This window comes from Caldimonas mangrovi (genome assembly GCF_023721835.1).
GTDB lineage: Bacteria > Pseudomonadota > Gammaproteobacteria > Burkholderiales > Burkholderiaceae_C > Caldimonas > Caldimonas mangrovi.
This window is the reverse complement of record NZ_JAMKFE010000022.1, coordinates 1-21,420: the sequence shown is the minus strand read 5'-3', so window position 1 is coordinate 21,420 and position 21,420 is coordinate 1. Positions and strand designations below refer to the sequence as shown.

Here is a 21,420-nt window from a genome sequence, read left to right as displayed (position 1 = left end):
GCTGCCATGACGAAAGACGAAATCTTCGAAAAGATCGTTGAGATCCTCGAAAGCACCTTCGACATCGAGGCCCAACGCATTCAGCTCACATCCAGGCTGCACGATGATCTGGATATCGACAGCATCGACGCGGTCGATCTGATCGTGCAACTCAAGCCGCTCGTGGGGCGCCGGCTGCAGCCCGATGCCTTCAAGAGCGTGCGCACGGTGCAAGATGTCGTCGACGCGCTCCATGGCCTGATGGCCGATGCAGCCCACGCCTGAGGTGGTCCTTGCGCAGCGCGTTGCTGGTCGCGGTGACCCTGGCCTACCCGTTTGCGGTGTACTGGGGGCTGGGGCGCTTCGAGCCCCGGTGGCTCGCACTGCTGCTGCTCGGTCTGGCACTGGTGCGGCTCGGTGCGACCCGGCAGCGGGCCTGGTGGTTGGCCGTCGGGGTGGCCACGCTGCTGGCGGCGACGACCTTCTTCCTGAATGCGGCGCTGCCCTTGAAACTCTATCCGCTGCTGATCAACGGGTCGATGCTGGCCCTGTTCACGGCCAGTCTCCTGAAGCCGCCCAGCGCGATTGAGCGGTTGGCGCGATTGCGGCAGCCCGACCTGCCGCCTGAAGGCATTGTCTACACGCGCCGCGTCACCATGGTCTGGTGCGCCTTCTTTGTCGTCAACGGCCTCGTGTCGGCGTGGACGGCGTGGTTTGCTTCGGACGCTCTTTGGGCCCTGTACAACGGCCTCGTGTCGTACTTGATGATGGGTTTGCTCTTTGCCGGCGAATGGTTGGTGCGCCGGTGTATCGTCGCGAAGAATTCGGTACGGGCGGGGGCGGCTTGAACGACTGGATCCCTTTGACGGAAGTGGGCAGCCGGGCCGGCCACGCTTCGCGACCCGTGGCGTGGCGCACGGACGGGACGCTCGACGGAGCAGCCTTCTCGCAAGCAGTGGCTCGCTGGCAAGGGGCGTTCTCCGGCCGCAACGGCAAGCGCTGGGCGTTGTATCTGGAGGACAGCTTCGAATTCGCGGCCGCCCTGTACGGGGCCTGGCATGCCGGCAAGACGCCTTTCCTGCTGGGGGATGCGCAGCCCGCCACGCTGTCACGGGTCGCTGGCGAAGTCGATGGGTTCGCGGGGGATCTGCCCGGCGGGATCGGCCCCGACGGCGCCGAGTCGGATGCCGCGCGGCGTCCGCTCGAGCGCGATGAGGTCACGGTCGTCATGTACACCTCGGGTTCCAGCGGTGAGCCTACGGCCATCGAGAAGCGGCTGGCGCAGCTGGACGCCGAAGTGCACACGCTGGAACATGCCTTCGGCACGCTGGTCGCCGACTGCCGGCGGGTGCACGCGACGGTCTCTCACCAGCACATCTACGGCTTGTTGTTTCTCGTGCTGTGGCCGCTCGCTGCCGGACGGTCCTTCAGCGCGCGACGCATCGACTACCCGGAGCAGATTGCTGTCGAGGTCGGGCGCGAGCCGTCCTTGCTGATCTCGAGCCCGGCGCATCTCAAGCGGTTGCCGGCGACGCTCGACTGGAACAACACGCGTGGCAGGCTGCGCGCGGTGTTTTCTTCCGGGGGGCCGCTGCCTGCCGAGGCCGCGCTGCATGCAGCTGCATTGTGGGGGCGTGCACCGATCGAGGTGTTCGGCAGCTCCGAGACGGGCGGAGTCGCCTGGCGGCAGCGCGACGTGCACGGGGATGCATGGCAACCACTGCCCGGCGTGGAGTGGCGCGTCGACGAAGGCAGCCTGGCGGTGCGCTCCTTGCACCTGCCCACCGATGCCTGGTGGCAGACATCCGACCAGGTCGAAGTGCAGCGCGATGGCACCTTCGTGCTGCTGGGCCGGGCGGATCGGATCGTGAAAATCGAGGAGAAGCGCGTATCGCTGACCGCGCTGGAGCGCCACCTGACGACCCTGCCCGACGTGGCAGAGGCGCGCGTCGTGTTGCTTCCCCTGGGAGCCGGCGTGCGTACCGGGGCGGTCGTTGTCTTGACCACGGAGGGCCGAGAGACGCTGCAACGGGTCGGCCGCGGTGCGTTCAACGCCCGTTTGCGTCAGTCGCTTGGGATAGCGTTCGAACGCATCGCGTTGCCGCGACGCTGGCGCTATGTCGACACCTTGCCGGTCAATGCGCAAGGCAAGACGACACAGGCGTCGCTGCTGGCACTGTTCGACGCGTCGCGGCCGGAGCACCTGCGTTGGCTCGCGCGCGGCACGCAGGAAGCGACCGCCGAGATCGAAGTGCATGCGGGGCAGGCCGTGTTCGACGGGCATTTCCCGGGCGCACCGATCCTGCCCGGCGTGGTGCAGCTGGACTGGGCCGTGACGCTCGGGCAGGAGTGTTTCGGCCTGTCAGCCTCCGTGCGGCGGATCGACGCGCTGAAGTTCCAGCGCCCGATCTTGCCTGGCACGGTTCTGAAGCTGGTGCTGCAGTGGCACGCGACGAAGCGGCAGCTGCAGTTTCATCTGGAGTCCGCCGCCGGCCTGCATGCCAGTGGCCGGGTTCTGTTTGCGGGCGAGCATGTTTAGTCCGGTAGTCGTGATCCCCGTGTACAACCATCCGGCCACGATCGGGCTCATGGTCGACGGCGTGCTGCGTCACCGTTTGCCATGCATCCTGGTCGATGACGGCAGCGAAGAGGGGTGTGCGGCGGTCCTCGACGGGCTCGCCCGGCAACCCGACGTGTACCTCGTGCGCCTGCCCATGAATCAGGGCAAGGGGGGCGCGGTGATGGCCGGCTTGCGCGAGGCACGGCGTCGCGGCTTCAGCCACGCGGTCCAGGTCGACGCCGACGGCCAACACGACCCGGACGACATTCCTTCGTTCCTCGCGCTGGCGCGCGTGCACCCCGATGCGGTCATCGTCGGGTGCCCCGTCTACGACACCTCGGTACCGAAGTCCCGGCTGTATGCCCGGTATGCCACGCATGTGTGGGTGTGGATCAACACACTGTCGTTCGCGATCCGCGATTCGATGTGCGGCTACCGCGTCTACCCGCTGGCCCCGGTGGTGCGCCTGATCGATGCCGTATCGATCGGACGGCGCATGGACTTCGACGTCGAGGTGCTCGTGCGCCTGCACTGGCGCGGCGTGCGGGTGGTGAACCGGCCCACGCGCGTGACCTATCCGCTCGACGGTGTCTCGCACTTCCGTGCGTGGCTCGACAACGTGCTGATTTCGCGCATGCATGCGATGCTGTTCGTCGGCATGCTGGTGCGGCTGCCGCTGCTGCTGTGGCGCAAGCTGAGGCCTGCATGAGCACGACTGGCACCCGCCACTGGGCCAGTGTCGGCGAAAGCACTTTTGTCGCCGGCATGTGGTTCCTCTACGGCGTGAATCGCCTGCTTGGCCGCCTGCCGTTCCGTCTATGCCTGTACCCGGTGGTGTGCTGGTACTGGGCATGCACGCCCTCGGCACGGCATGCGTCGCTGCAGTATCTCCAGCGCCTGCAGCATACGCACGGCGTGCTCGGTCACGACCCCACCTGGCGCGACACCTTGCGGCATTTCTGCTCGTTTGCGGAAACCTTGCTCGACAAGCTGCTCGCCGCAAGTGGTCGCTATGACGTCGACCGTCTGCGCATCGAGGGCCGCGAGTTGATGAGCCGGGCAATCGCCGAAGGCCGTGGTGGCGTGATTGTCACGGCGCACATGGGTTGTCTCGAGCTCTGCCAGATCATGGCCGAGCGAGTCGGCAAGGCGAGGCTGACGGTGCTCGTCCATACAGCGCACGCGGAACGCTTCAATGCCATCCTCACGCGCCTGAACCCTGAGGGAGGCGTACGCCTTCTGCAGGTGACGGAGGTCTCCATTGCCACGGCGACCCTGCTGGCCGAGCGGGTGGCACAAGGCGAGTTTGTCGCGATTGCAGGCGACCGCGTGCCGGTGTCGCACAGCAAGACCACGACGGCGAGCTTCCTCGGCCATTCGGCGCCGTTCCCGGTAGGGGCCTACGTCATTGCCGCGTTACTGCGCTGCCCGCTGTTCTTCATGGGCTGCGTGCGCGAGCGGCAGGGCCACCTGGTTCGGTTCGAACTGCTGGATGAGCAGGTCACGCTGCCTCGCAAGCAGCGCGATGCCGCTTGTGCTGCGCTGGCAGGGCGCTTCGCGAGCCGTGTGGAAGCCATGCTCGCGCAGGCTCCGCTCGACTGGTTCAACTTCTTTCCTTTCTGGGACCAGGCGGCGGGTGCGCCGCTGCCCGCCCAGGCACACCATGACTGAACACCGACAAGACGCCCCTCATGTCCGCTTCGACGGCAGCCGTCTGGGCATCGAAGATGTGGTGGGACTCGCGCGGCGCACACACATCGCGCAACTTTCTGACGACCCGGGGTTCCGGCGCCGCATTGCGCGCGGCGCCGAGTTCCTGGACCGGTTGCTGCGTGAAGACGGCGTCATCTATGGCGTCACCACCGGCTACGGTGACTCCTGCACCGTGAGCATCCCGCCGGAGCTGGTCGCGGAACTGCCCCACCATCTCTACACCTATCACGGCTGCGGCGCCGGCCGCATGTTGACGCCCGTCGAGACGCGCGCGGTGCTTGCTGCGCGTCTGGCATCGCTGGCACAAGGTGCGTCGGGCGTGAGCGTCGGTCTGCTTGAGCAACTGGAACGGCTGCTGGTGCACGACGTGCTGCCGTTGATCCCGGCGGAGGGTTCGGTTGGCGCGAGCGGCGACCTGACGCCGTTGTCCTACGTCGCTGCAGTGCTGTGCGGTGAGCGAAAGGTGCTGTTCCGAGGCGCGCCGTGTGATGCCGCCGAAGCGCTGAAGGCCATCGAGGCCCCGGCATTGCGCCTGCGTCCGAAGGAGGGGTTGGCCATCATGAACGGGACCGCCGTCATGACCGCACTCGCCTGCCTGGCATGGAAGCGTGCAGACTACCTCAGCAGGCTCGCGACGAGGCTCACAGCCTGCAACGTGGTGGCCAGCGCCGGCAATGCGCACCACTTCGACGAGGCCTTGCATGCGGTGAAGCCGCACCCTGGGCAGCAGCGCGCGGCCGCCCGCCTGCGCGCTGATTTGCAAAGCGAACGTCCGCAGCGCAACGAGCAGCGCTTGCAGGATCGCTATTCGCTGCGCTGCGCCCCGCACGTGATCGGCGTGCTCGAGGATGCGTTGCCATGGCTCAAGGGTGTGATCGAGAACGAACTCAACAGTGCCAACGACAACCCCATCATCCTGGGCGACGAAGAGCGTGTGCTCCACGGCGGGCACTTCTACGGTGGCCATATCGCCTTCGCGATGGACGCGTTGAAGAATGCGGTCGCCAATCTTGCCGATCTGCTCGACCGTCAACTGGCGTTGCTGGTCGACACGCGCTTCAATCACGGGCTGCCGGCCAACCTGTCCGGAGCGACCGGTCGCCGTGCAGCGATCAACCATGGCCTGAAGGCCTTGCAGATCAGCGTATCGGCCTGGACCGCAGAGGCGCTGAAGCTCACGATGCCGGCCTCGGTGTTCTCGCGCTCGACCGAGTGTCACAACCAGGACAAGGTCAGCATGGGCACGATTGCTGCACGCGATTGCCTGCGCGTGCTGGAGCTCGTCGAGCAGGTCGCTGCCGCGATGCTGATTGCGGCGCGTCAGGGGGTCGCTCTGCGTGCCAGAGTCGATGGCAACCCGGGTCTGCCGTCCGCGCTCGGGGCCTTCGTCGCCGATCTCGATCAACGCATCGATCTGATCGAGGAAGACCGCGCGCTCGACCAGGATCTGCAGACGCTGTTGGCGGCAGTTCGGTCCGAGTCCTGGAGCCTGTATGAGCCGGCCTGACCTGAGTTGCGAGATCGAGGTCGTTCCGGCCTTCTTCGATCTCGATCCAATGGACATCGTCTGGCATGGTCACTACGTCAAGTATCTGGAGCTGGCGCGCTGCGCATTGCTCGATCGCTTCGACTATGGCTACCTGCGCATGCGCGAGTCCGGCTATGCGTGGCCTATCGTGGATATGCGGTTGAAGTACGTGCGCTCGGCCTTCCTGGGCCAGGCCTTGAAGGTGCGTGCAGAGATCGTCGAGTGGGAGAACCGGCTGCGCATCGCCTACCTGATGCGCGACGCGAAGACGGGCCAGAAGATCAACAGCGCCTGGACCATACAGGTTGCCGTGGACGCGGCGACGCGCGAGATGCGCTACGTCTGCCCCGACATCCTGTGGGAGCGGCTGGGAGTGAAAGCGCCATGTTGAACAGGCGACGTGCGCTGCAACTGCTTGGCGGCCTGGCGGTACTGGGCGCAGCGCCCGTTGCTGCCGCGCGGGACGTGATCACCGAGGTGCAGGCCCGGCTCGTGGAAACGGTGGTGCTGCGGGGACAGTTCGAACAGACACGCACGCTGAAGGGCTTTCGCCGTCCGCTGGTGTCCCGGGGCGAGTTCCTGGTTGCGAAGGGGCGCGGCGTCGTCTGGCAGACCCGTCAGCCGTTCGAATCGACACTGGTGTTGACCCGCGAGCGGCTGGTCGTGCGTGAGGCGGACGGCAGCTCTGCCACCCGGCTGGACGCACGCACTGAACCTGCGGTGCGCACCATGAACGAGGTGATGTTCGCGTTGATGGCGGGCGACCTGCCGGTGCTGACGCGGCGTTTTCGTGCCGAAGGCGAACTGCTCGGCAAGGAAGGTTGGCGCCTGGTGCTGACGCCGGTGGAGCCGGGGCTTGCCGCGCAGTTCAGCCGGCTCGGGCTGGACGGTGACCGGCATGTAAGGACCGTGCGCATCGAAGAAGCTTCGGGGGACGTGAGCGTCATCCGTCTGTCGGATCTGCAGCCTGCCGCTGTGCTGACGCGTGACGAGGAGGATCGTTTTGAGTCAGCTCCCCGGCCCTGAATCGGTCATCGGCGAAGCGCTCGTCCCCAGTGCCGGGACGGGGCTGCCGCACCGATCTGCCATGCGGTGGGCCGCTGGGCTGTGGCTGGCCGCCGTGCTGTTGGTGATCGGTCACCAAGTGAGTTTCTGGCGCGCTGGGCAGCTCGATACCGACGTGCTGGCGCTGCTGCCACGCAGCGAACAGTCGCCAGGAGTGCTCCAGGCAGCACAGGTGCTGTCCGATTCCGCACAGCGGCAAATCGTCGTGCTGCTCGGATCCCCCGACGAGCAGAGCGCACAGCGGGCGGCGCGGGTGTTCGCGGCCGAGTGGCGGGCCGGGGACGCTGCGCTCGCGCCCGCGGCGCCCGGCGCATCACCGGCGCAGGCGGTGCAGGCATTGCAACCCTGGAGAGACCGGCTGCTGACACCGGCACAGCGCCTGCGCCTGGAGCGGGCGTCGACGGCCGAATTGGTGCAGTCCGCGCTGACCGCGTTGCACCAGCCCGGCGGATCAGGTCGATTGTCAGACTGGCTCAGCGATCCCTTGAGCCTGTGGTCGTCCTGGTGGTCTGCCCGCACGGGCGCCTCGCCGGTGCGCCCGCAGGACGGCTGGCTGATGTTCGAGGCCGATGGCTTGCACTGGGTCGTGTTGTCGGGAGAGACCCGGGGCTCCGCGTTCTCGCTGCACGACGGTGCCATGCATGGTGATGCGATTCGAGCTGCCGAGGCTGCCGCACGCGTCGAAACACCGGGCCTGAAGGTGCTGGCGGCGGGCGTTCCTCTGCATGCGGAGGCCGCGGCAGCGCAAGCAAGCCGTGAGGTCAACCTGATCGGCCTCGGTTCGCTGGGGGCCATCGTGCTGCTGGTCTGGTGCGCGTTTCGCTCGGTGCGGCCCATTGCCCTGGTCGCGCTCACGCTGGTCGTCGGTTGCATGACAGCTCTGTCCGTCACTGTGCTCGTGTTCGGCAAGGTGCATCTGCTGACCCTGGTGTTCGGGGCAAGCCTGGTGGGGGTGGCCGAGGACTACGGGATCCATTACTTCGCCAGCCGACAACGTCAGCCCGGTGTCGCGCCGTTCGAGTTGATTAGGGGTCTGATGCCGGCCCTGCTGCTCGCCTTGTGTACCAGCGTGATCGCTTATCTGGTACTCGGGTTGGCGCCCTTTCCGGGCCTGCGCCAGATGGCGGTGTTCTCGGCCACTGGCCTGACCGCCGCGTTCCTGACGGCCGCCTGCTGGGTGCCGTGGCTGGACCGCGGCAGGGTGGCGCCGAGCCGCTTCGCGGCAGCGGTTGGCGGCAGCCTCGAACGCTGGCCGCTGTTGCGCGGGCGCGGCTGGTGGGCGCTCGCGGTCGCCGTGCTGTTCTCGTTCGTCGGCGTAGCTCGGCTGGCGGCGAACGACGACATTCGGCAACTCCAGTCGTCGCCGCAGGTGCTTGTCGACTCGCAGCGCGAAGTGGGCCGCCTGCTTCGCCTGCCGAGTCCGGCCCAGTTCTTCCTTGTGCAAGGGGCCAGCGAGCAGCAGGTGCTCGAACGGGAAGAAGCGTTGAAAGCTGTCCTGGACCGGCTGCCTGCCGGCACGCTGGCAGGCTACCAGGCTGTATCCGACTGGGTGCCGTCGATCGCGCGGCAGCAGGCGGATGCCCTGCTCACGGCGCGGGTCGAAGCGCAGGTGCTCGCAGGCGTCGGCAGCGTGCTCGGTGAGCAGCTGGAGCGGCCGGCCTTCGCACCTGACCCGCTCACTCTCCAGCGCTGGCTCGACCGTCCCGAAGCCACTGCCACGCGCGCGCTGTGGCTCGGCGTGGGTACCGAGGGCTACAGCAGCATGGTGCTGTTGCACGGGCTGGACGGCCGTGCAGCAGCGCAGCTCATGCAGACCGCGACTGCTACGCTGCCTGGCGTGCGGTGGATCGACCGGACGGCCGAAGTGTCGGGCCTGATGGCGCGCTACAGGATCTCGATGTCGGTGCTGCTGGCCGTCGGCTTCGTGCTGGTGCTCGGTTTGCTGTGGCATCGCCATGGGCGCACCGCCTGGCGTGCATGGCTGCCCACCTTGTTGGCCTGCCTGTTCAGCGTCGGGATGCTCGGCTGGATCGGCGAGGGCTTCCAGTTGTTCAACGTTCTGGCGCTGGTCCTGCTGCTCGGCATCGGTGTCGATTACGGCATCTTCCTGCTGGAGTCACACGACGACGGTTCCGCGTGGCTTGCGATCGTGCTCGGTGCGGCGAGCACGCTGCTGTCGTTCGGGTTGCTGGGCTTGTCGAACACGCCTGCATTGCGGGCATTCGGCTTGACGATGCTGTTCGGGGTTGCCTTCGTCTGGTTTCTGTCCCCGCTGTTCCGGCCGCATGCTGATCACGGGTGAACTGCAGATGCTCAACTTGTTTCGTCATGTGCTGTGGGCCCTGCCGCTTGTGCTTGCCGGCTGCGCCAGCGGCCCGAAACCGGTCCCCGAGTTGCTGCTGAGGCTCCATCCTTCGACGCTCGGCACGAGCCTGGCGCTGACCCAGCGGCTGGAGGTCACGGCAGTCGGTCGCCGCCAGGCCGTCGAAGCGCTGCTCGAAGCCGACGCTCAGACCGTGAGGTTGGCGCTGCTGGATCTGGGCCGCACGGGCGCCCGCTTGTCCTGGGATGGCGAGCAGCTCACCGAAAGCCGCGCTGACTGGTGGCCGGCGCAGGTGTCCGGTTCGCGCATCCTGAGCGACCTGCAATTGGCCCTGTGGCCGGTCAAGGCCATACGCGATGGGCTGCCGCCCGGCTGGACTGTCGAAGAAACTTCGACACTGCGCGAACTGCGATACGGTGCAGAGGCCGTGGCGCGGGTCAGGCGCGCGCGTGCCGACCGTATCGAACTGGACAATCTGAAGGACGGCTATCGACTCACGATAGAGTCTCAAGCTTTGCAGCCATGACCATCTACCTCAACGACATGGGTCTCGTCTGCGCTCTCGGCAGAGGCCGGGGACCGGTGAAAGACGGGTTGTTCTCGTCCGACGCCGCGCAGGGTGTGCGGCCGACCGATGCCTGCTCGCCGGGGCAGCGGCTGCATCTCGGCGTGGTTGATGCGGCCCTGCCTGACATCGTGGCCTGGCCGCTCGAACACCGCAGTCGCAACAACGCGATGATCGCCGCTGTGCTGGACGACCTGTCCAACAGCATCGCTGCCGCAGTCTCGCGTTTCGGCCCGCATCGCGTTGCCGTTGTGCTGGGCGGCAGCACGTCGGGCGTGCGCGAAGGGGAGCTTGCGCTGCATCGGCGGCGTCGCGAAGGCGGCTCATGGCCCGCGGAGTACTGCTATGCACAACAGGAGCTCGGCTCGGCCGCCGCTTTTGTCGCGCACCGCCTGGGCACGAGCGGTCCGGCGCATGTCATTTCCACCGCCTGCTCATCGGGCGCCAAAGCGCTGGCTTCAGGCGCACGGCTGCTGAAGGCCGGACTTGCAGACGCCGTGATCGCCGGCGGTGCCGATACCTTGTGCCGCTTCACGGTGGCCGGGTTCTCCGCGCTCGAGTCGGTCTCTGCCGCTCGCTGCAACCCGCTGTCGGCGAACCGAGAAGGCATCAATCTCGGCGAGGGCGCAGCGCTCTTTCTGATGACGAGAGAGCCCGGGCCGGCACGTCTGGCCGGATGGGGTGAATGCTCGGATGCCTATCACATGTCTGCGCCTGAGCCCGACGGACGCGGTGCCGAGCAGGCGATGCTTGAAGCGCTGGCCCGGGGGCGTGTCGAGGCGACCGGCGTGGACTACGTCAATCTGCACGGTACTGCGACACTGCAGAACGACGCCATGGAGAGCCGGGCGGTGTATCGGGTGCTGGGCGATGATGTACCGGTCAGTTCGACCAAACCGCTGACCGGACACGCGCTCGGTGCGGCTGGCGCGCTCGAGGCGGCGTTCGCCTGGCTGACCCTCGTCGACAATCCGCGCGGCGCGTTGCCGTCCCATTGGTGGGACGGCGCGGTCGACCCCGGGCTGCCCGCCTTGCGTGTTGCCGAACCGGGCTCGTCGCTCGGCCGGCCGGCGCGCCATGTGCTGAGCAACTCGTTCGCGTTCGGCGGCAGCAACGCCGCCCTGCTACTCGGACAAGGATGACTCGTGAACGCGAAGTACACCGCTGCGATCGAGGCCTATGTTCCGCACCGGGGTGCGATGCTCCTGATCGATCGCCTGATCGAGCATGGCGAGCAGCATGTCGTGGTGGAGGCCGACGTGAACGGGCAAGGCCTGTTCGTGCGTGACGGCGCCGTGCCGGCCTGGGTGGGCATCGAATACATGGCGCAGGCCATCTCCGCATGGTCGGGCGGCCACGCTCTCAAGCGGGGCGACCCGGTGCCGCTGGGTTTCCTGCTCGGTTCGCGGCGCATGGAATTGCACCGCGATTCATTCCCGTGCGGCTCGACGCTGCGCATCGAGGCGCGCTGCGAACTGTTCGGCAGCAACGGCCTCGGGTCGTTCGAGTGCCGCATCCTGATCGACGGCGACACCGCTGCGACGGCGATCGTCTCGGTGTTCCTGCCCGATGACGCCGGGCTGTACCTTTCCTCCCAGGAGTCCCCATGAGCAGCGCAACGGTGCTGGTGACAGGATCGAGCCGCGGTATCGGCCGTGCCATCGCACTGCGGTTGGCGCGCGATGGTTATGACATCGCGGTGCATTGCCGCCAGGGGGTGCTGCAGGCGCAATCGGTTGCCGACGCCGTGCGGTCTCTCGGGCGCGAGGCGCGCGTGCTGGTGTTCGACGTCGCGGACCGCGAAGCTGCCGCAAGCGCACTGACGGCCGATATCGAAGCGCACGGCGCGTACTACGGCGTCGTGTGCAACGCAGGCATCGCGCGCGACAATGCCTTCCCGGCCATGAGCGGCGAGGAATGGGACAGCGTGATCCACACCAACCTCGATGCCTTCTACAACGTCATCCATCCGGTTGTGATGCCGATGGTGCGACGGCGTCAGCCTGGTCGCATTGTCACGCTGGCCTCGGTGTCCGGCCTGATGGGCAACCGTGGACAGACCAATTACAGTGCCGCCAAGGCCGGATTGATGGGGGCCACCAAGGCATTGGCGGTCGAACTGGCTCGACGCGAAATCACCGTCAATTGCGTCGCGCCAGGTCTCATCGAGACGGAAATGATCGAAGCACACGTCGTGGAAGAAGCCTTGAAGATCATTCCGGCACGCCGCATGGGGCGCCCCGAGGAAGTGGCTGCCGCTGTCGCATTCCTGATGTCCCCCGACGCCGCCTACGTCACGCGGCAGGTGATTTCCGTCAACGGGGGGATGATCGGGTGAAGCGAGTCGTTGTCACCGGTATCGGTGCCCTGAGCCCGCTGGGCCATGACTGGGCCGCTGTGCATGCCAGGTTGAAGCAAGGGCGCAATGTCGTGCGCCGCATGCACGAGTGGGACGTCTACGAAGGCCTCAACACGCGGCTCGGTGCGCCGGCCCAACCGTTTGATCTGCCGCCCAACTACAACCGCAAGTCCATGCGCAGCATGGGCCGGGTCGCTTTGATGGCAACCCGGGCCACCGAAGTCGCGCTGCAGGACGCCGGCTTGCTGGGCGACCCGCTGCTGAGCAGCGGCAAGGTGGGTATCGCCTATGGTTCGTCGGTCGGCTCGCCGGCAGCCATCTCCGACTTCGGGCGCATGCTTTCGGAGAAGACCACCGAGGGCATCAATGCCAACACCTACATCAAGATGATGTCGCACACGGCGCCGGTCAACATGGGCGTGTTTTTCGGTATCACCGGGCGCATCATCACCACCTCCAGCGCCTGCACCTCGGGCAGCCAGGGCGTAGGCTACGCCTATGAGCAGATACGCGACGGCCGTCAGGTCGCGATGTTGGCCGGCGGTGCCGAAGAGCTCGATGCGATCGATGCTGCGGTGTTCGACACGCTGTTTGCAACCAGCGTGAAGAACGAGGAGCCGCAGACGACACCTCGCCCGTTCGATGCGCATCGGGACGGTCTGGTGCTCGGTGAGGGGGCTTGCACGCTCGTGCTCGAGGAGTTCGATCACGCACGCGCACGCGGTGCGGCCATCTACGCGGAGGTGGTGGGTTACGGCACCAACAGCGACGGCACCCATGTGACTCAGCCCAATGCGAAGACCATGGCCATCGCCATGCGGCTCGCGCTGGAGGACGCCGGGCTCGAGCCGTCGGCCATCGGCTACGTCAACGCTCACGGCACAGCCACCGATCACGGTGACGTGGCCGAGACGGCAGCGACGAGCCAAGTCTTGGGTGAACGCGTGCCGATCAGCTCGTTGAAGAGCTACATGGGGCACACGCTGGGCGCGTGCGGAGCGCTGGAGGCCTGGATGACGCTCGAGATGATGCGCGAAGGCTGGTTCGCGCCGACCGTCAACCTGACGCAGGTCGACCCGCGCTGCGCGCCGCTCGACTACATTACCGGCGCAGGGCGCGCAATTGAAACCGAATACACGATGAGCAACAACTTCGCGTTCGGCGGCATCAACACGTCGTTGATCTTCCGGCGCTGTCCGGCTTGATCCCGCTTGCATCTGTATCGACGGAGGGTCTCGTGATTCGTGCGTTCACACTTGCCCTGACGGTACTCGTGGTCAGCCCGACCGCCGTGCACGCGGTCCGTGATCCTGTGCCGATCCAGGATGCAGGGCGCGTCCAGATCGTCCACAGCGACACTCGCGGCGCGACGGTGGAAGATGCCCGCATGGCGATCTCGTATGCGGCGCAACAGAAAGGCTGGGTCATCTTGACCGACAATCCCGGCACCCTGGCGCTCAAGTACGACAAGCAAGGCCGACACCAGGCCGTGATCGACGTGCTCTACGACGCTCAGAGCTACGAATTCAAGTACGTGTCCAGCTTCGGCCTGGGCTACGAGGACGCGCCTGAAGGCGTGAAAATCCATCCGGCCTACAACAACTGGCTCACTCAGCTCCGCAGCCAGATTGCCAAGGTCGTTGCCGAGCAAAAATAGAGAGGATCCACCATGCGTCGTTTTCTGACTCTGACCTTCTTGGCCGCCGCGTGTGGCCTGGCCGCGCCGGCCTACGCCCGCGACACCGAATACAAGCTGCCGTTGGCGGATGTGCTCGAAATGCCGGAAGCAAAGGAGAAGCTCGACGGCTCCGTCAAGTTCTTCCTGGCGGGCCAGAAAACCCCGAAAGTGATCGAACGCAAAGGCCACGATGTGTCGAACCGCAAGACCAACGGCGTGGGCAAGGCCGACGAACAAGGGTGCAAGTGGGCAGCATTGTCGGCGTTGATCGCTTTCCAGGAGAAAGCGAAGCAGAAGGGCGCCAATGCCGTGGTCGACATCGTCAGCTATCACAAGAAGAACGTCTTCGAAAGCGCGACCGAGTACGAGTGCCATGCCGGTGCCGTGGTGATCGGCGTCACGCTCAAAGGCACCTACGCCAAGGTCGGCGAGAAGTGAGTTGACACAGCCGGTTCAAGTCCGGGTCGAAGCCGTCCGCGAATGCCTGAGGCGGGTGGATGAACACGGACTGAACTGGCTGGGCAGCGAAGAACGTACGCGTCTCGCTGCCATCCGGGCCCCGCGCAGACGCGGCCATTTCCTTTCCGGGCGCTGGTTGCTGCGGGAGCTGCTGGCCGAGTCGTGCGGTGGCGCAGCATCGGAATGGACCGTGTCGTGCGTACCCGATGGTCCCCCATGCGTATTGTCCGCCGCTGTCTGCGGGCCGTGGCCATCGGTCGCGATTGCGCACAGCGGCGACTGGGTCGCGGTGGCATGCGGGCCGCAGCCGATCGGGCTTGATATCGAGGCGCATCGCGCGCGCGATCGCCTGGAGGGGCTGTCTGCTCTTGTGCTGACGCCGGCCGAGCGCCGTGGGCTGACACAGCGGATCGAACGGGACGGTCTCGAGCGCGTGTTCTACATCGCTTGGACGCTGAAGGAAGCTCGGGTCAAGCAGCGTGGCGGGGCCGTCTCGCCGGCCGTGCTGCAACGGTTGCGCGTGTCGCCGAGCGAGCCGGGCAGCGCGAACGCCCACGTGTGGCAATCAGCGGCGTTGACCCTGAGCGTGATGCTTGGCGAAACGGCGGCCCTACGTGCAGCGGGCGAGGGCATGCCGACAGAGCCGGCTCAACTGTGGCGCGTCGACGAAAGCCTCGCCCCTCCGGCCGTGGCATTCCCGCCGTGAAGGCGTTTTGAGCACGTCGCTCGACGTCTTTCCTGCCGATTCTCAGCCGGTGTTCAGCCGGCCCGCAGCAGCGGTTTGTGAAGCATGTCGCAATCGGCCTTCGACGCAGGGTTGGTCCCGATCCGGGAGCACTGCGCGATGCGGCAGTCTCGCGCCGGTCCCCCGATGCAGTCAGGAGAATCTCATGCAGTACCGCCGCGCCCTCGTTGCGCTTTCGTTCGCCTTTGCCGCGCTTCCGGTCGTCGCCCAGAGCGCCAAGCCGGTACGCATCGGCTTCATCTGCCCGCTCAGCGGGGGCTCGGCCGACTTTGGCAACAGCGCCCGGCTGGGCGCGGAACTGGCGACCAAGGAGATCAACGAAGTGGGCGGCTACCTGGGCCGGCCGATCGAGCTGGTGCAGCGCGACGACAAGGCGGTGCCGGACGAAGGCCGCAAGGTGGCCGAGGACCTGGTGCTCAACGAGAAGGTCGATTTCACCATCGCCTTTTGCAACACGGGCGTCGCACTGAAGGCCTTGAGCGTGTTCCAGGACCACAAGCACCTGCTCGTGGTGCCGGTGGCGACCGGCTCCGCGGTCACGGCTCAATACCCGGCAGCGCAAAGTTATGTCTTCCGCATGTCGGCGCGCGACACGCTGCAGGCCGACTTTCTGGTCGACGACATCGTCAAGCGCGGCTACACACGGGTGGCGGTGTTCGCGGACAACACGGGCTACGGTGAAGGCGGCCTGAAGGACGTCGAGCGCTTTCTCGCCGAGCACAAGCTGAAGCCGGTGCATGTGGCTCGCTTCGATCTCGGCGTGAAGGACCTGACGCAGGCGATGCAGGCCGCGAAGGCTGCCGGCGCCCAGGCGGTGATCGGCTACACGGTCGGCCCCGAACTAGCGGTGATGGCGCGGGCACGCGCCGCAACGCAGTTCGGCGCCGCGTTCTACGGGCCATGGCCGCTGTCCTTCCGCACCGTGCCGGACACCGGCGGCGCGGGTGCCGAGGGGGCGATGATGGTACAGACCATCATCCCGGACATCTCCAACGAACGCCGCATGTCTTTCATTGCGCGGCTGAAGCGTCATGCTGGCAACCAGCCCCTCGGCTCGCTGATGGCCGCCGCGCAGACCTACGACGCCGTGCACCTGATGCTGCGCGTGATGTTCCAGACCAACGGCGAGACCTCGGGCGACGCCTTGAAGCAGGCGCTCGAGAACCTGGAGCGCCCCTACGCCGGCGTCGTGACGACGCACGAGAAGCCGTTCTCGGCGAGCGACCACGACGCTTTCTCGCGCAACATGATCTGGCTCGGCGTGTGGCGCCGCGGCGAGATCCAGTTCCACTACCCGGACGACGCCAAGCGCTCCAGCTTCATCCGCCGCAAGGAGCTGTGAGGCTCATGCCGACGAGCGCACGATCGCTTCGTCGAGCCACTGCATCGCCAGTTCGATCTCGTCGGCACCGCAGTTCAGGGCCGGCATGAAACGCAGCCGCTGCGGGCGCACCGGATTGACCAGCAGTCCCGGCGTGTCTCCCGGCGGTGACAGCGCTGCGTCGGTGATGCGGCTCGCGTCCAGTGCCGGTGGCAGGTCGAGCGCGAGCAGCAGGCCGCTGCCCAGCACGCTGCCGAGCCCATGCCGCGCCGACAACGCCGTGAGCCGTTCGCGCAGCAGGCGGCCCTTGTCGCGCACGCCCAGCAGGAACTCGCTGCGATCCACATGCGCCAGCACCGCCTGCGCTGCCGCGCACACCAGCGCATTGCCGTTGAAGGTGCCGCCCTGGTCGCCTGGCTCGAAGCAGCAGACCTCTTCGCGTGCCAGCACCGCACCGATCGGCACGCCGCCGCCCAGCCCCTTGCCCAGCGTCATCACGTCAGGGCGGAGGCCGTAGCGCTCGCACGCGAACAGCGTGCCGGTGCGGCCGATGCCGGTCTGCACCTCGTCGACGATCAGCAACAGGCCATGCCGGTCGCACAGTTCGCGCAGGCCCTGCACGAAGGACGGTTCGGCCTCGATGACGCCAGCCTCGCCCTGCACCAGTTCCAGCATCACCGCGACGGTGTTCGCCGACAAACGGGCCTCGACGCTGCCGAGGTGGTTGAAGCGGGCTTTCGGAAAGCCCGGCACCTGCGGTGCGAACAGGCGGTCGAAGCCGGGCTTGCCGCTGGCGCTCATGGTCGCCAGCGTGCGGCCATGGAAGCCGTTGTCGAAGGTGACGATTTCGTAAGCGCCGCCTTTGCGCAGCCGGCCGTACTTGCGCGCCAGCTTGATCGCGCCTTCGTTCGCTTCGGCGCCGTTGTTGGTGAAGAACACGCGCGGCAGGCTGCTGGCTTGCGCCAGCCGGGACGCCAGTTCGATCGCGCGGTCGTTGTAGTAGCCGGGGCCGGTGTGCATCAGCCGCGACGCCTGAGCCACGAGTGCAGCGGCGATGTCCGGCGCTGCGTGGCCGAGCGCGTTGACGGCCCAGCCCTGCACGAAGTCGAGGTAGCGTCGGCCCGTCGAATCCCACAGCCAATGCCCGTCGCCACGCACGAACACGCGCTGCGGACGGTTCGTCACGCGCATCAGCGCGTCGACGGGGTAGTGGTGGAAGCTGACGGGGTCGAAGCTCATGGTGTCCTCGCTGACGTGGGACCTGCACGGATGGCGCAGGCAAAGAAAAAGGCCACGAGGGGTAACTCGTGGCCTGGGAAGGGGGTCTCCTTGCGGAGCCGAGCAGGAACGAGCCCTCAACGTCGTCGTCGAGTACGTCGATTCCAATGCTTGGCGGTGAGCAGGAGCTGCGTCAACATGGGCTGAAGACTACGCGAGCTTGCCGTGTCGCGTCAAACATTCCTTTGCGGGGTGTCGTGAAAACGCGGCGCGCCGCGTCATTCGATGCGGGCGCCGCTGGCCTTCACGACCTGCTCGTACTTGGCCAGTTCGGCCTTCACGAAGTCCCCGAACTGCTGCGGCGTGGTCGGCGCCGGCTCGGCCATGAAATTTGCGAAGCGGGCCTTGACGGTTGCGTCGTTGAGTGCCGCGACGAAGGCGTCGTTCAGCCGCGCCACCACGTCGGCGGGGGTCTGGGCGGGCGCGAACAGGCCGAACCAGGTGTCGACCGCGAAGCCGGGCAGACCCGACTCGGCGATGGTCGGCAGCTCAGGCATGGCGCTGGAGCGCTGCAACGTGGTCACCGCCAACGCCTTGAGCTTGCCGGAGCGGATGTTGGCGGACGCGGTCGCGAGGTTGTCGAAGTTCAGGTCGACCTGGCCCGCGAGCAGGCCCAGTTGCGCCGGGGCACCGCCCGCGTAGGGAATGTGGACCATGCTGATGCCGGCCTGCTTCTTGAACATCTCGCCGGCCAGGTGTCCGGCGCTGCCGTTGCCGCCCGAGCCGTAGTTCAGGCGGCCGGGGTTCTGCCGCGCATAGGCGACGAGATCCTTCACCGAGCCGATGCCCAGTCGCGACGCGGCCTCGCTGTTCATCACCAGCACGTTCGGCACGCGTGCGACCAGCGTGATCGGTGCGAAGTCGCGAATCGGGTCGTAGGGAACGCGGGCATAGAGCCACGGGTTGATCGCATGCGTCGCGACGGCGCCCATCACGATGGTGTTGCCGTCCGCTGCCGCCTTCGCCACGTGGTCGGCCCCGAGGTTGCCGCCGGCGCCAGCCCGGTTCTCGACGATCACGTTGCCCAGCGCGTCCTTGGCCTTGTCGGCCAGCACGCGCGCGATCGCATCGAGCGGCCCGCCGGCCGGGTAGGGCACCACCAGCTTGACGGTGCGCGTCTGCGCCTGGAGCAGCGAGGGGAAGGAAAGCGCGCAGCCGAGGGCGGCGTGCGCTTGCAGCCAGAGTCGTCGGTTCATGGGGACAGCGGGGGCGCCGGCGCGCCCGTCAAAAGCGAAAAGGAGGCACCAGTATGGCGCTCCTCGGCGGTCGAGGCGCCACATGTGCGCGAACACCGCGCGCAGGCGCTGGCGAGTGGTGCCGGGTTCTGTGCGATGCAAAGGCACTCTCTCGCCGACATTGGTGTGGGATCGGGCCGGCGGGGTGCTCTGCTCCGCTCATGTCCCCCGCGACGGGCTGCGCCCGCCGCTCCTCCTTTACTTCGCTACGCAGAGCACCCCGCCGGCCCGATCTGGCACCGCCCTGACATTCCGGGCAGGTCACAGAAGCGGCCATGACGAGGGTGCGGGGTGGCCGACGCAGCGAAGTAAAGGAGGAGGACCGGACGTAGTCCGGGGCGGGGGACATGAGCGGAGTCGGCCACCCCGCGCCCTCGTCACGCGCGACCACGGGTTGGGGAAATGCTCCTCCGCGTCAGTGCTTGTCCGCTTCGCTGGTGAACGAATCCGCGTAGAACTCTTCACCGGGCAACCCAGCATGCGCAACGAAATCGCGCTGGGCCGACTCCACCATCACTGGCGCCCCGCAGGCATAGACCTGGTGGCCGGAGAGGTCGGGCAGGTCCTGCATCACCGCCTGGTGGACGAAGCCGGTGCGGCCGGTCCAGGCGTCTTCCGGCTTGGGCTCGGACAGCACCGGCACGTAGCGCAGGTTGGGCAGGCTCGCGGCCGCCTGTTCGGCCCAGTTGTGCAGGTACAGGTCGGCACGGCTGCGGCAGCCCCAGTAGAGCACCGCGGGGCGGGTGATGCCCTTGAACTGCAGGTGCTCGATCAGCGCCTTGATCGGGGCGAAGCCGGTGCCGGACGCCAGCAGCACCAGCGGCTTGTCGGAGTCTTCGCGCAGGAAGAAGCTACCGAACGGGCCCTCGAGCCGCAGGATCTCCTTTTCCTTCATCGCGCCGAACACATGATCGGTGAATTTGCCGCCCGGCATGTGGCGGATGTGCAGTTCGATGCCCGGCTTGTCGGCCTGCGTGTGGGGTGCGTTCGCCATCGAATAGCTGCGGCGGGCGCCGTCGCGCAGAATGAATTCGACGTACTGGCCGGCGTGGTACTGCAGCTGGTCGTTGGCGGGCAGCTGCAGCCGCAGCACGGCCACGTCGGGTGCGACCTTCTCGATCGTCGTCACGCGGCAGGGCATCTTCTTGATGGGGAACTGCCCCGCGCCCACCACTTCACGCGACTCGATAGCGAGGTCGCTCTGCGGCGTGGCGCAGCACGTCAGCGTGTAGCCGGCGTCTTCCTCGGCCGGCGACATCGCCTTCACCTGGTGCGCGCCGTGGATCACGCGGCCATCGAGCAGCCGGCTCTTGCAGGAGCCGCAGGCGCCGTCCCTGCAACCGTAGGGCAGGCCCACGCCTTGGCGGATCGCGGCGGCCAGCACGGTCTCGTCGCGCTGCACCTCGAAGGTGTGGCCGCTGGGCTGCACGGTCACGGTGAAGGTCATCGGGGAGTCTCCTCATGCACCACGGGCCTGGCCGCGGCTCATACACTGCGAAACCCGACATTTTGCCCCGGTTGCAAAGGCCCGACGCCGGGCCGGCCGTTCGCCATGCCTCTGTTGCCCTCGTTCCCCCTGCGCCGACCACGGCTGTTGATCATCGGTTGCGGCGACGTCGGCCAGCGCGTGCTGCGCCTGCTGGTGCCGCGCTGGCGCGTGCTGGCGCTGACGTCCCAGCCGGACCGTTGTGCCGCGCTGCGCGGCCTGGGCGCCGTGCCACTGGTGGGCAACCTGGACGACGCGTCCACGCTGGGCCGGCTGGCCGCACTGGCCGACGCGGTGCTGCACCTCGCGCCACCACCGGCCAGCGGGCGCGTCGACACGCGGACCGCGGCGCTGCTGCGGGCGCTGGCACGCAAGGGCCGCGTGCGCGCGCTGGTCTACGGCAGCACGACCGGCGTGTACGGCGACGCGCAGGGCGAGCTTTTCGATGAAACCCGTCCCGTGCGTCCGGCCACCGACCGTGCTCAGCGGCGTGTCGACGCCGAGGACCGCATCCGCTGGTTCGGCCGGGCGCTCGGCGTGCGCGTGACCGTGCTGCGCATCCCGGGCATCTATGCGGTCGACCGCCCTGGCGGGCACCCGCGCGAGCGGTTGTTGCGCGGTGCGCCGGTGCTGGCGCCGCAAGACGATGTCTACACCAACCACATCCATGCCGACGACCTGGCGCGGGCCTGTGCCGTCGCACTGTGGCGTGGCCTGCCGCAGCGCATCGTGCACGCGAGCGACGACACCGAACTGAAGATGGGCGACTACTTCGACCTGGCGGCCGACGTGTGCGGCCTGCCGCGCCCGCCGCGCGTTTCGCGGGCCGAGGCGGCGCAGCAGCTCTCGCCGATGCAGCAGTCCTTCTTGAGCGAGTCGCGGCGCTTGAGCAACGAGCGCCTGAAGCGCGAACTGAAGCTGAAGCTGCGCTACCCGACGGTGCGCGAAGGGTTGAGGCCCTAGTGTGCTGTCCCGCAAGTTCGTCGAAGAAGTTCAGGCGAGAAACCCCTGCATGCGTCGTTGCAGTGCTCGCCGGGTGGCCCCACCCGCCTGTGCGCTGCGCCTAGGAGTCTGGGCGGCAGAAGCCCCCCAGACTCCTGGCCTGCGGCTTTACGCACGGCTCCCC

Annotated in this window: 22 protein-coding genes; 19 read left to right on the top strand and 3 right to left on the bottom strand. The window is 67.2% G+C overall.

The features are described from left to right. The first annotated feature begins 6 nt into the window (after nt 1–6). The 18 genes from M8A51_RS24460 to M8A51_RS24375 all read left to right on the top strand — a co-directional run bounded on the left by M8A51_RS24460 (nt 7) and on the right by M8A51_RS24375 (nt 16,316). On the top strand, nt 7–264 hold the full coding sequence (locus M8A51_RS24460) for an acyl carrier protein (protein WP_251781242.1): 258 nt from the start codon (nt 7–9) through the stop codon (nt 262–264). 8 nt (nt 265–272) lie between these two features. Beyond that, a complete protein-coding gene (locus tag M8A51_RS24455) occupies nt 273–827 on the top strand; it encodes a COG4648 family protein (protein WP_251781241.1) in 555 nt (184 codons plus the stop codon). Further along, nucleotides 770–2,518, top strand: coding sequence for an AMP-binding protein (locus tag M8A51_RS24450; RefSeq protein WP_251781291.1), 1,749 nt, complete (start codon nt 770–772; stop codon nt 2,516–2,518). The genes M8A51_RS24455 and M8A51_RS24450 overlap by 58 nt, the downstream gene beginning before the upstream one ends. Continuing rightward, a complete protein-coding gene (locus M8A51_RS24445) occupies nt 2,511–3,248 on the top strand; it encodes a glycosyltransferase family 2 protein (protein ID WP_251781240.1) in 738 nt (245 codons plus the stop codon). Before M8A51_RS24450 ends, M8A51_RS24445 begins: the two co-directional genes overlap by 8 nt. Nucleotides 3,249–3,454: 206 nt before the next feature. Continuing rightward, complete coding sequence (locus M8A51_RS24440) at nt 3,455–4,210, top strand: LpxL/LpxP family acyltransferase (protein ID WP_251781239.1); 756 nt, start codon at nt 3,455–3,457, stop codon at nt 4,208–4,210. Continuing rightward, complete coding sequence (locus M8A51_RS24435; RefSeq protein ID WP_251781238.1) at nt 4,203–5,759, top strand: HAL/PAL/TAL family ammonia-lyase; 1,557 nt, start codon at nt 4,203–4,205, stop codon at nt 5,757–5,759. Before M8A51_RS24440 ends, M8A51_RS24435 begins: the two co-directional genes overlap by 8 nt. After that, nucleotides 5,746–6,171, top strand: coding sequence for an acyl-CoA thioesterase (locus tag M8A51_RS24430; protein ID WP_251781237.1), 426 nt, complete (start codon nt 5,746–5,748; stop codon nt 6,169–6,171). Before M8A51_RS24435 ends, M8A51_RS24430 begins: the two co-directional genes overlap by 14 nt. Continuing rightward, nucleotides 6,165–6,806: a LolA family protein gene (locus tag M8A51_RS24425; RefSeq protein WP_251781236.1), complete on the top strand. Its 642-nt coding sequence runs from the start codon at nt 6,165–6,167 to the stop codon at nt 6,804–6,806. The genes M8A51_RS24430 and M8A51_RS24425 overlap by 7 nt, the downstream gene beginning before the upstream one ends. 61 nt (nt 6,807–6,867) lie before the next feature. Continuing rightward, nucleotides 6,868–9,147, top strand: coding sequence for an MMPL family transporter (locus M8A51_RS24420; RefSeq protein ID WP_251781235.1), 2,280 nt, complete (start codon nt 6,868–6,870; stop codon nt 9,145–9,147). Then, nucleotides 9,131–9,694 carry a DUF3261 domain-containing protein gene (locus tag M8A51_RS24415; RefSeq protein WP_251781234.1) on the top strand — a complete coding sequence of 188 codons (564 nt, stop codon included), beginning with the start codon at nt 9,131–9,133 and terminating at the stop codon, nt 9,692–9,694. Before M8A51_RS24420 ends, M8A51_RS24415 begins: the two co-directional genes overlap by 17 nt. Beyond that, on the top strand, nt 9,691–10,875 hold the full coding sequence (locus M8A51_RS24410; RefSeq protein WP_251781233.1) for a beta-ketoacyl-ACP synthase: 1,185 nt from the start codon (nt 9,691–9,693) through the stop codon (nt 10,873–10,875). The genes M8A51_RS24415 and M8A51_RS24410 overlap by 4 nt, the downstream gene beginning before the upstream one ends. 3 nt (nt 10,876–10,878) lie before the next feature. Beyond that, the gene (locus M8A51_RS24405; RefSeq protein WP_251781232.1) at nt 10,879–11,343 is read left to right on the top strand and encodes a hotdog family protein; all 465 of its coding nucleotides are present in this window, start codon (nt 10,879–10,881) and stop codon (nt 11,341–11,343) included. Further along, nucleotides 11,340–12,071, top strand: coding sequence for a 3-ketoacyl-ACP reductase FabG2 (locus tag M8A51_RS24400; protein ID WP_251781231.1), 732 nt, complete (start codon nt 11,340–11,342; stop codon nt 12,069–12,071). The genes M8A51_RS24405 and M8A51_RS24400 overlap by 4 nt, the downstream gene beginning before the upstream one ends. Next, entirely contained in the window at nt 12,068–13,297 is a 1,230-nt protein-coding gene (locus M8A51_RS24395; protein ID WP_251781230.1) for a beta-ketoacyl-ACP synthase, read from the top strand. The genes M8A51_RS24400 and M8A51_RS24395 overlap by 4 nt, the downstream gene beginning before the upstream one ends. Nucleotides 13,298–13,329: 32 nt before the next feature. After that, nucleotides 13,330–13,749 (top strand): hypothetical protein, encoded by a 420-nt coding sequence (locus tag M8A51_RS24390; protein WP_251781229.1) that lies wholly within the window; start codon nt 13,330–13,332, stop codon nt 13,747–13,749. Nucleotides 13,750–13,761: 12 nt separating this feature from the next. After that, the gene (locus M8A51_RS24385; protein ID WP_251781228.1) at nt 13,762–14,208 is read left to right on the top strand and encodes an excinuclease ATPase subunit; all 447 of its coding nucleotides are present in this window, start codon (nt 13,762–13,764) and stop codon (nt 14,206–14,208) included. A gap of 157 nt (nt 14,209–14,365) precedes the next feature. After that, nucleotides 14,366–14,935, top strand: coding sequence for a 4'-phosphopantetheinyl transferase family protein (locus M8A51_RS24380; protein ID WP_251781227.1), 570 nt, complete (start codon nt 14,366–14,368; stop codon nt 14,933–14,935). 184 nt (nt 14,936–15,119) lie between these two features. Beyond that, nucleotides 15,120–16,316: an ABC transporter substrate-binding protein gene (locus tag M8A51_RS24375; RefSeq protein ID WP_251781226.1), complete on the top strand. Its 1,197-nt coding sequence runs from the start codon at nt 15,120–15,122 to the stop codon at nt 16,314–16,316. A gap of 3 nt (nt 16,317–16,319) precedes the next feature. Here M8A51_RS24375 and M8A51_RS24370 read toward each other — a convergent pair whose 3' ends face one another. From M8A51_RS24370 to M8A51_RS24360, 3 genes are all read right to left on the bottom strand, one after another. Then, nucleotides 16,320–17,534: an aminotransferase class III-fold pyridoxal phosphate-dependent enzyme gene (locus tag M8A51_RS24370; protein ID WP_251781225.1), complete on the bottom strand. Its 1,215-nt coding sequence runs from the start codon at nt 17,532–17,534 to the stop codon at nt 16,320–16,322. Nucleotides 17,535–17,791: 257 nt separating this feature from the next. Continuing rightward, the gene (locus tag M8A51_RS24365) at nt 17,792–18,769 is read right to left on the bottom strand and encodes a Bug family tripartite tricarboxylate transporter substrate binding protein (RefSeq protein WP_251781224.1); all 978 of its coding nucleotides are present in this window, start codon (nt 18,767–18,769) and stop codon (nt 17,792–17,794) included. Between the two features lie 454 nt (nt 18,770–19,223). Continuing rightward, nucleotides 19,224–20,255 carry a CDP-6-deoxy-delta-3,4-glucoseen reductase gene (locus M8A51_RS24360; protein WP_251776039.1) on the bottom strand — a complete coding sequence of 344 codons (1,032 nt, stop codon included), beginning with the start codon at nt 20,253–20,255 and terminating at the stop codon, nt 19,224–19,226. Between the two features lie 105 nt (nt 20,256–20,360). Between M8A51_RS24360 and M8A51_RS24355 the strand changes: the two genes are divergently transcribed. After that, nucleotides 20,361–21,257: an SDR family oxidoreductase gene (locus M8A51_RS24355; RefSeq protein WP_251776040.1), complete on the top strand. Its 897-nt coding sequence runs from the start codon at nt 20,361–20,363 to the stop codon at nt 21,255–21,257. The last annotated feature ends 163 nt before the right edge of the window (nt 21,258–21,420 follow it).

What these genes read in the sequence shown, in the direction of transcription:
- M8A51_RS24370 (WP_251781225.1), bottom strand. Translation starts at nt 17,534, where the DNA reads ATGAGCTTCGACCCCGTCAGCTTCCACCACTACCCCGTCGACGCGCTG.
- M8A51_RS24375 (WP_251781226.1), top strand. Translation starts at nt 15,120, where the DNA reads ATGCAGTACCGCCGCGCCCTCGTTGCGCTTTCGTTCGCCTTTGCCGCG.
- M8A51_RS24385 (WP_251781228.1), top strand. Translation starts at nt 13,762, where the DNA reads ATGCGTCGTTTTCTGACTCTGACCTTCTTGGCCGCCGCGTGTGGCCTG.
- M8A51_RS24360 (WP_251776039.1), bottom strand. Translation starts at nt 20,255, where the DNA reads ATGACCTTCACCGTGACCGTGCAGCCCAGCGGCCACACCTTCGAGGTG.
- M8A51_RS24435 (WP_251781238.1), top strand. Translation starts at nt 4,203, where the DNA reads ATGACTGAACACCGACAAGACGCCCCTCATGTCCGCTTCGACGGCAGC.
- M8A51_RS24460 (WP_251781242.1), top strand. Translation starts at nt 7, where the DNA reads ATGACGAAAGACGAAATCTTCGAAAAGATCGTTGAGATCCTCGAAAGC.
- M8A51_RS24355 (WP_251776040.1), top strand. Translation starts at nt 20,361, where the DNA reads ATGCCTCTGTTGCCCTCGTTCCCCCTGCGCCGACCACGGCTGTTGATC.
- M8A51_RS24425 (WP_251781236.1), top strand. Translation starts at nt 6,165, where the DNA reads ATGTTGAACAGGCGACGTGCGCTGCAACTGCTTGGCGGCCTGGCGGTA.
- M8A51_RS24365 (WP_251781224.1), bottom strand. Translation starts at nt 18,769, where the DNA reads ATGAACCGACGACTCTGGCTGCAAGCGCACGCCGCCCTCGGCTGCGCG.
- M8A51_RS24430 (WP_251781237.1), top strand. Translation starts at nt 5,746, where the DNA reads ATGAGCCGGCCTGACCTGAGTTGCGAGATCGAGGTCGTTCCGGCCTTC.
- M8A51_RS24400 (WP_251781231.1), top strand. Translation starts at nt 11,340, where the DNA reads ATGAGCAGCGCAACGGTGCTGGTGACAGGATCGAGCCGCGGTATCGGC.
- M8A51_RS24410 (WP_251781233.1), top strand. Translation starts at nt 9,691, where the DNA reads ATGACCATCTACCTCAACGACATGGGTCTCGTCTGCGCTCTCGGCAGA.
- M8A51_RS24450 (WP_251781291.1), top strand. Translation starts at nt 770, where the DNA reads ATGGTTGGTGCGCCGGTGTATCGTCGCGAAGAATTCGGTACGGGCGGG.
- M8A51_RS24415 (WP_251781234.1), top strand. Translation starts at nt 9,131, where the DNA reads ATGCTGATCACGGGTGAACTGCAGATGCTCAACTTGTTTCGTCATGTG.
- M8A51_RS24445 (WP_251781240.1), top strand. Translation starts at nt 2,511, where the DNA reads ATGTTTAGTCCGGTAGTCGTGATCCCCGTGTACAACCATCCGGCCACG.
- M8A51_RS24420 (WP_251781235.1), top strand. Translation starts at nt 6,868, where the DNA reads ATGCGGTGGGCCGCTGGGCTGTGGCTGGCCGCCGTGCTGTTGGTGATC.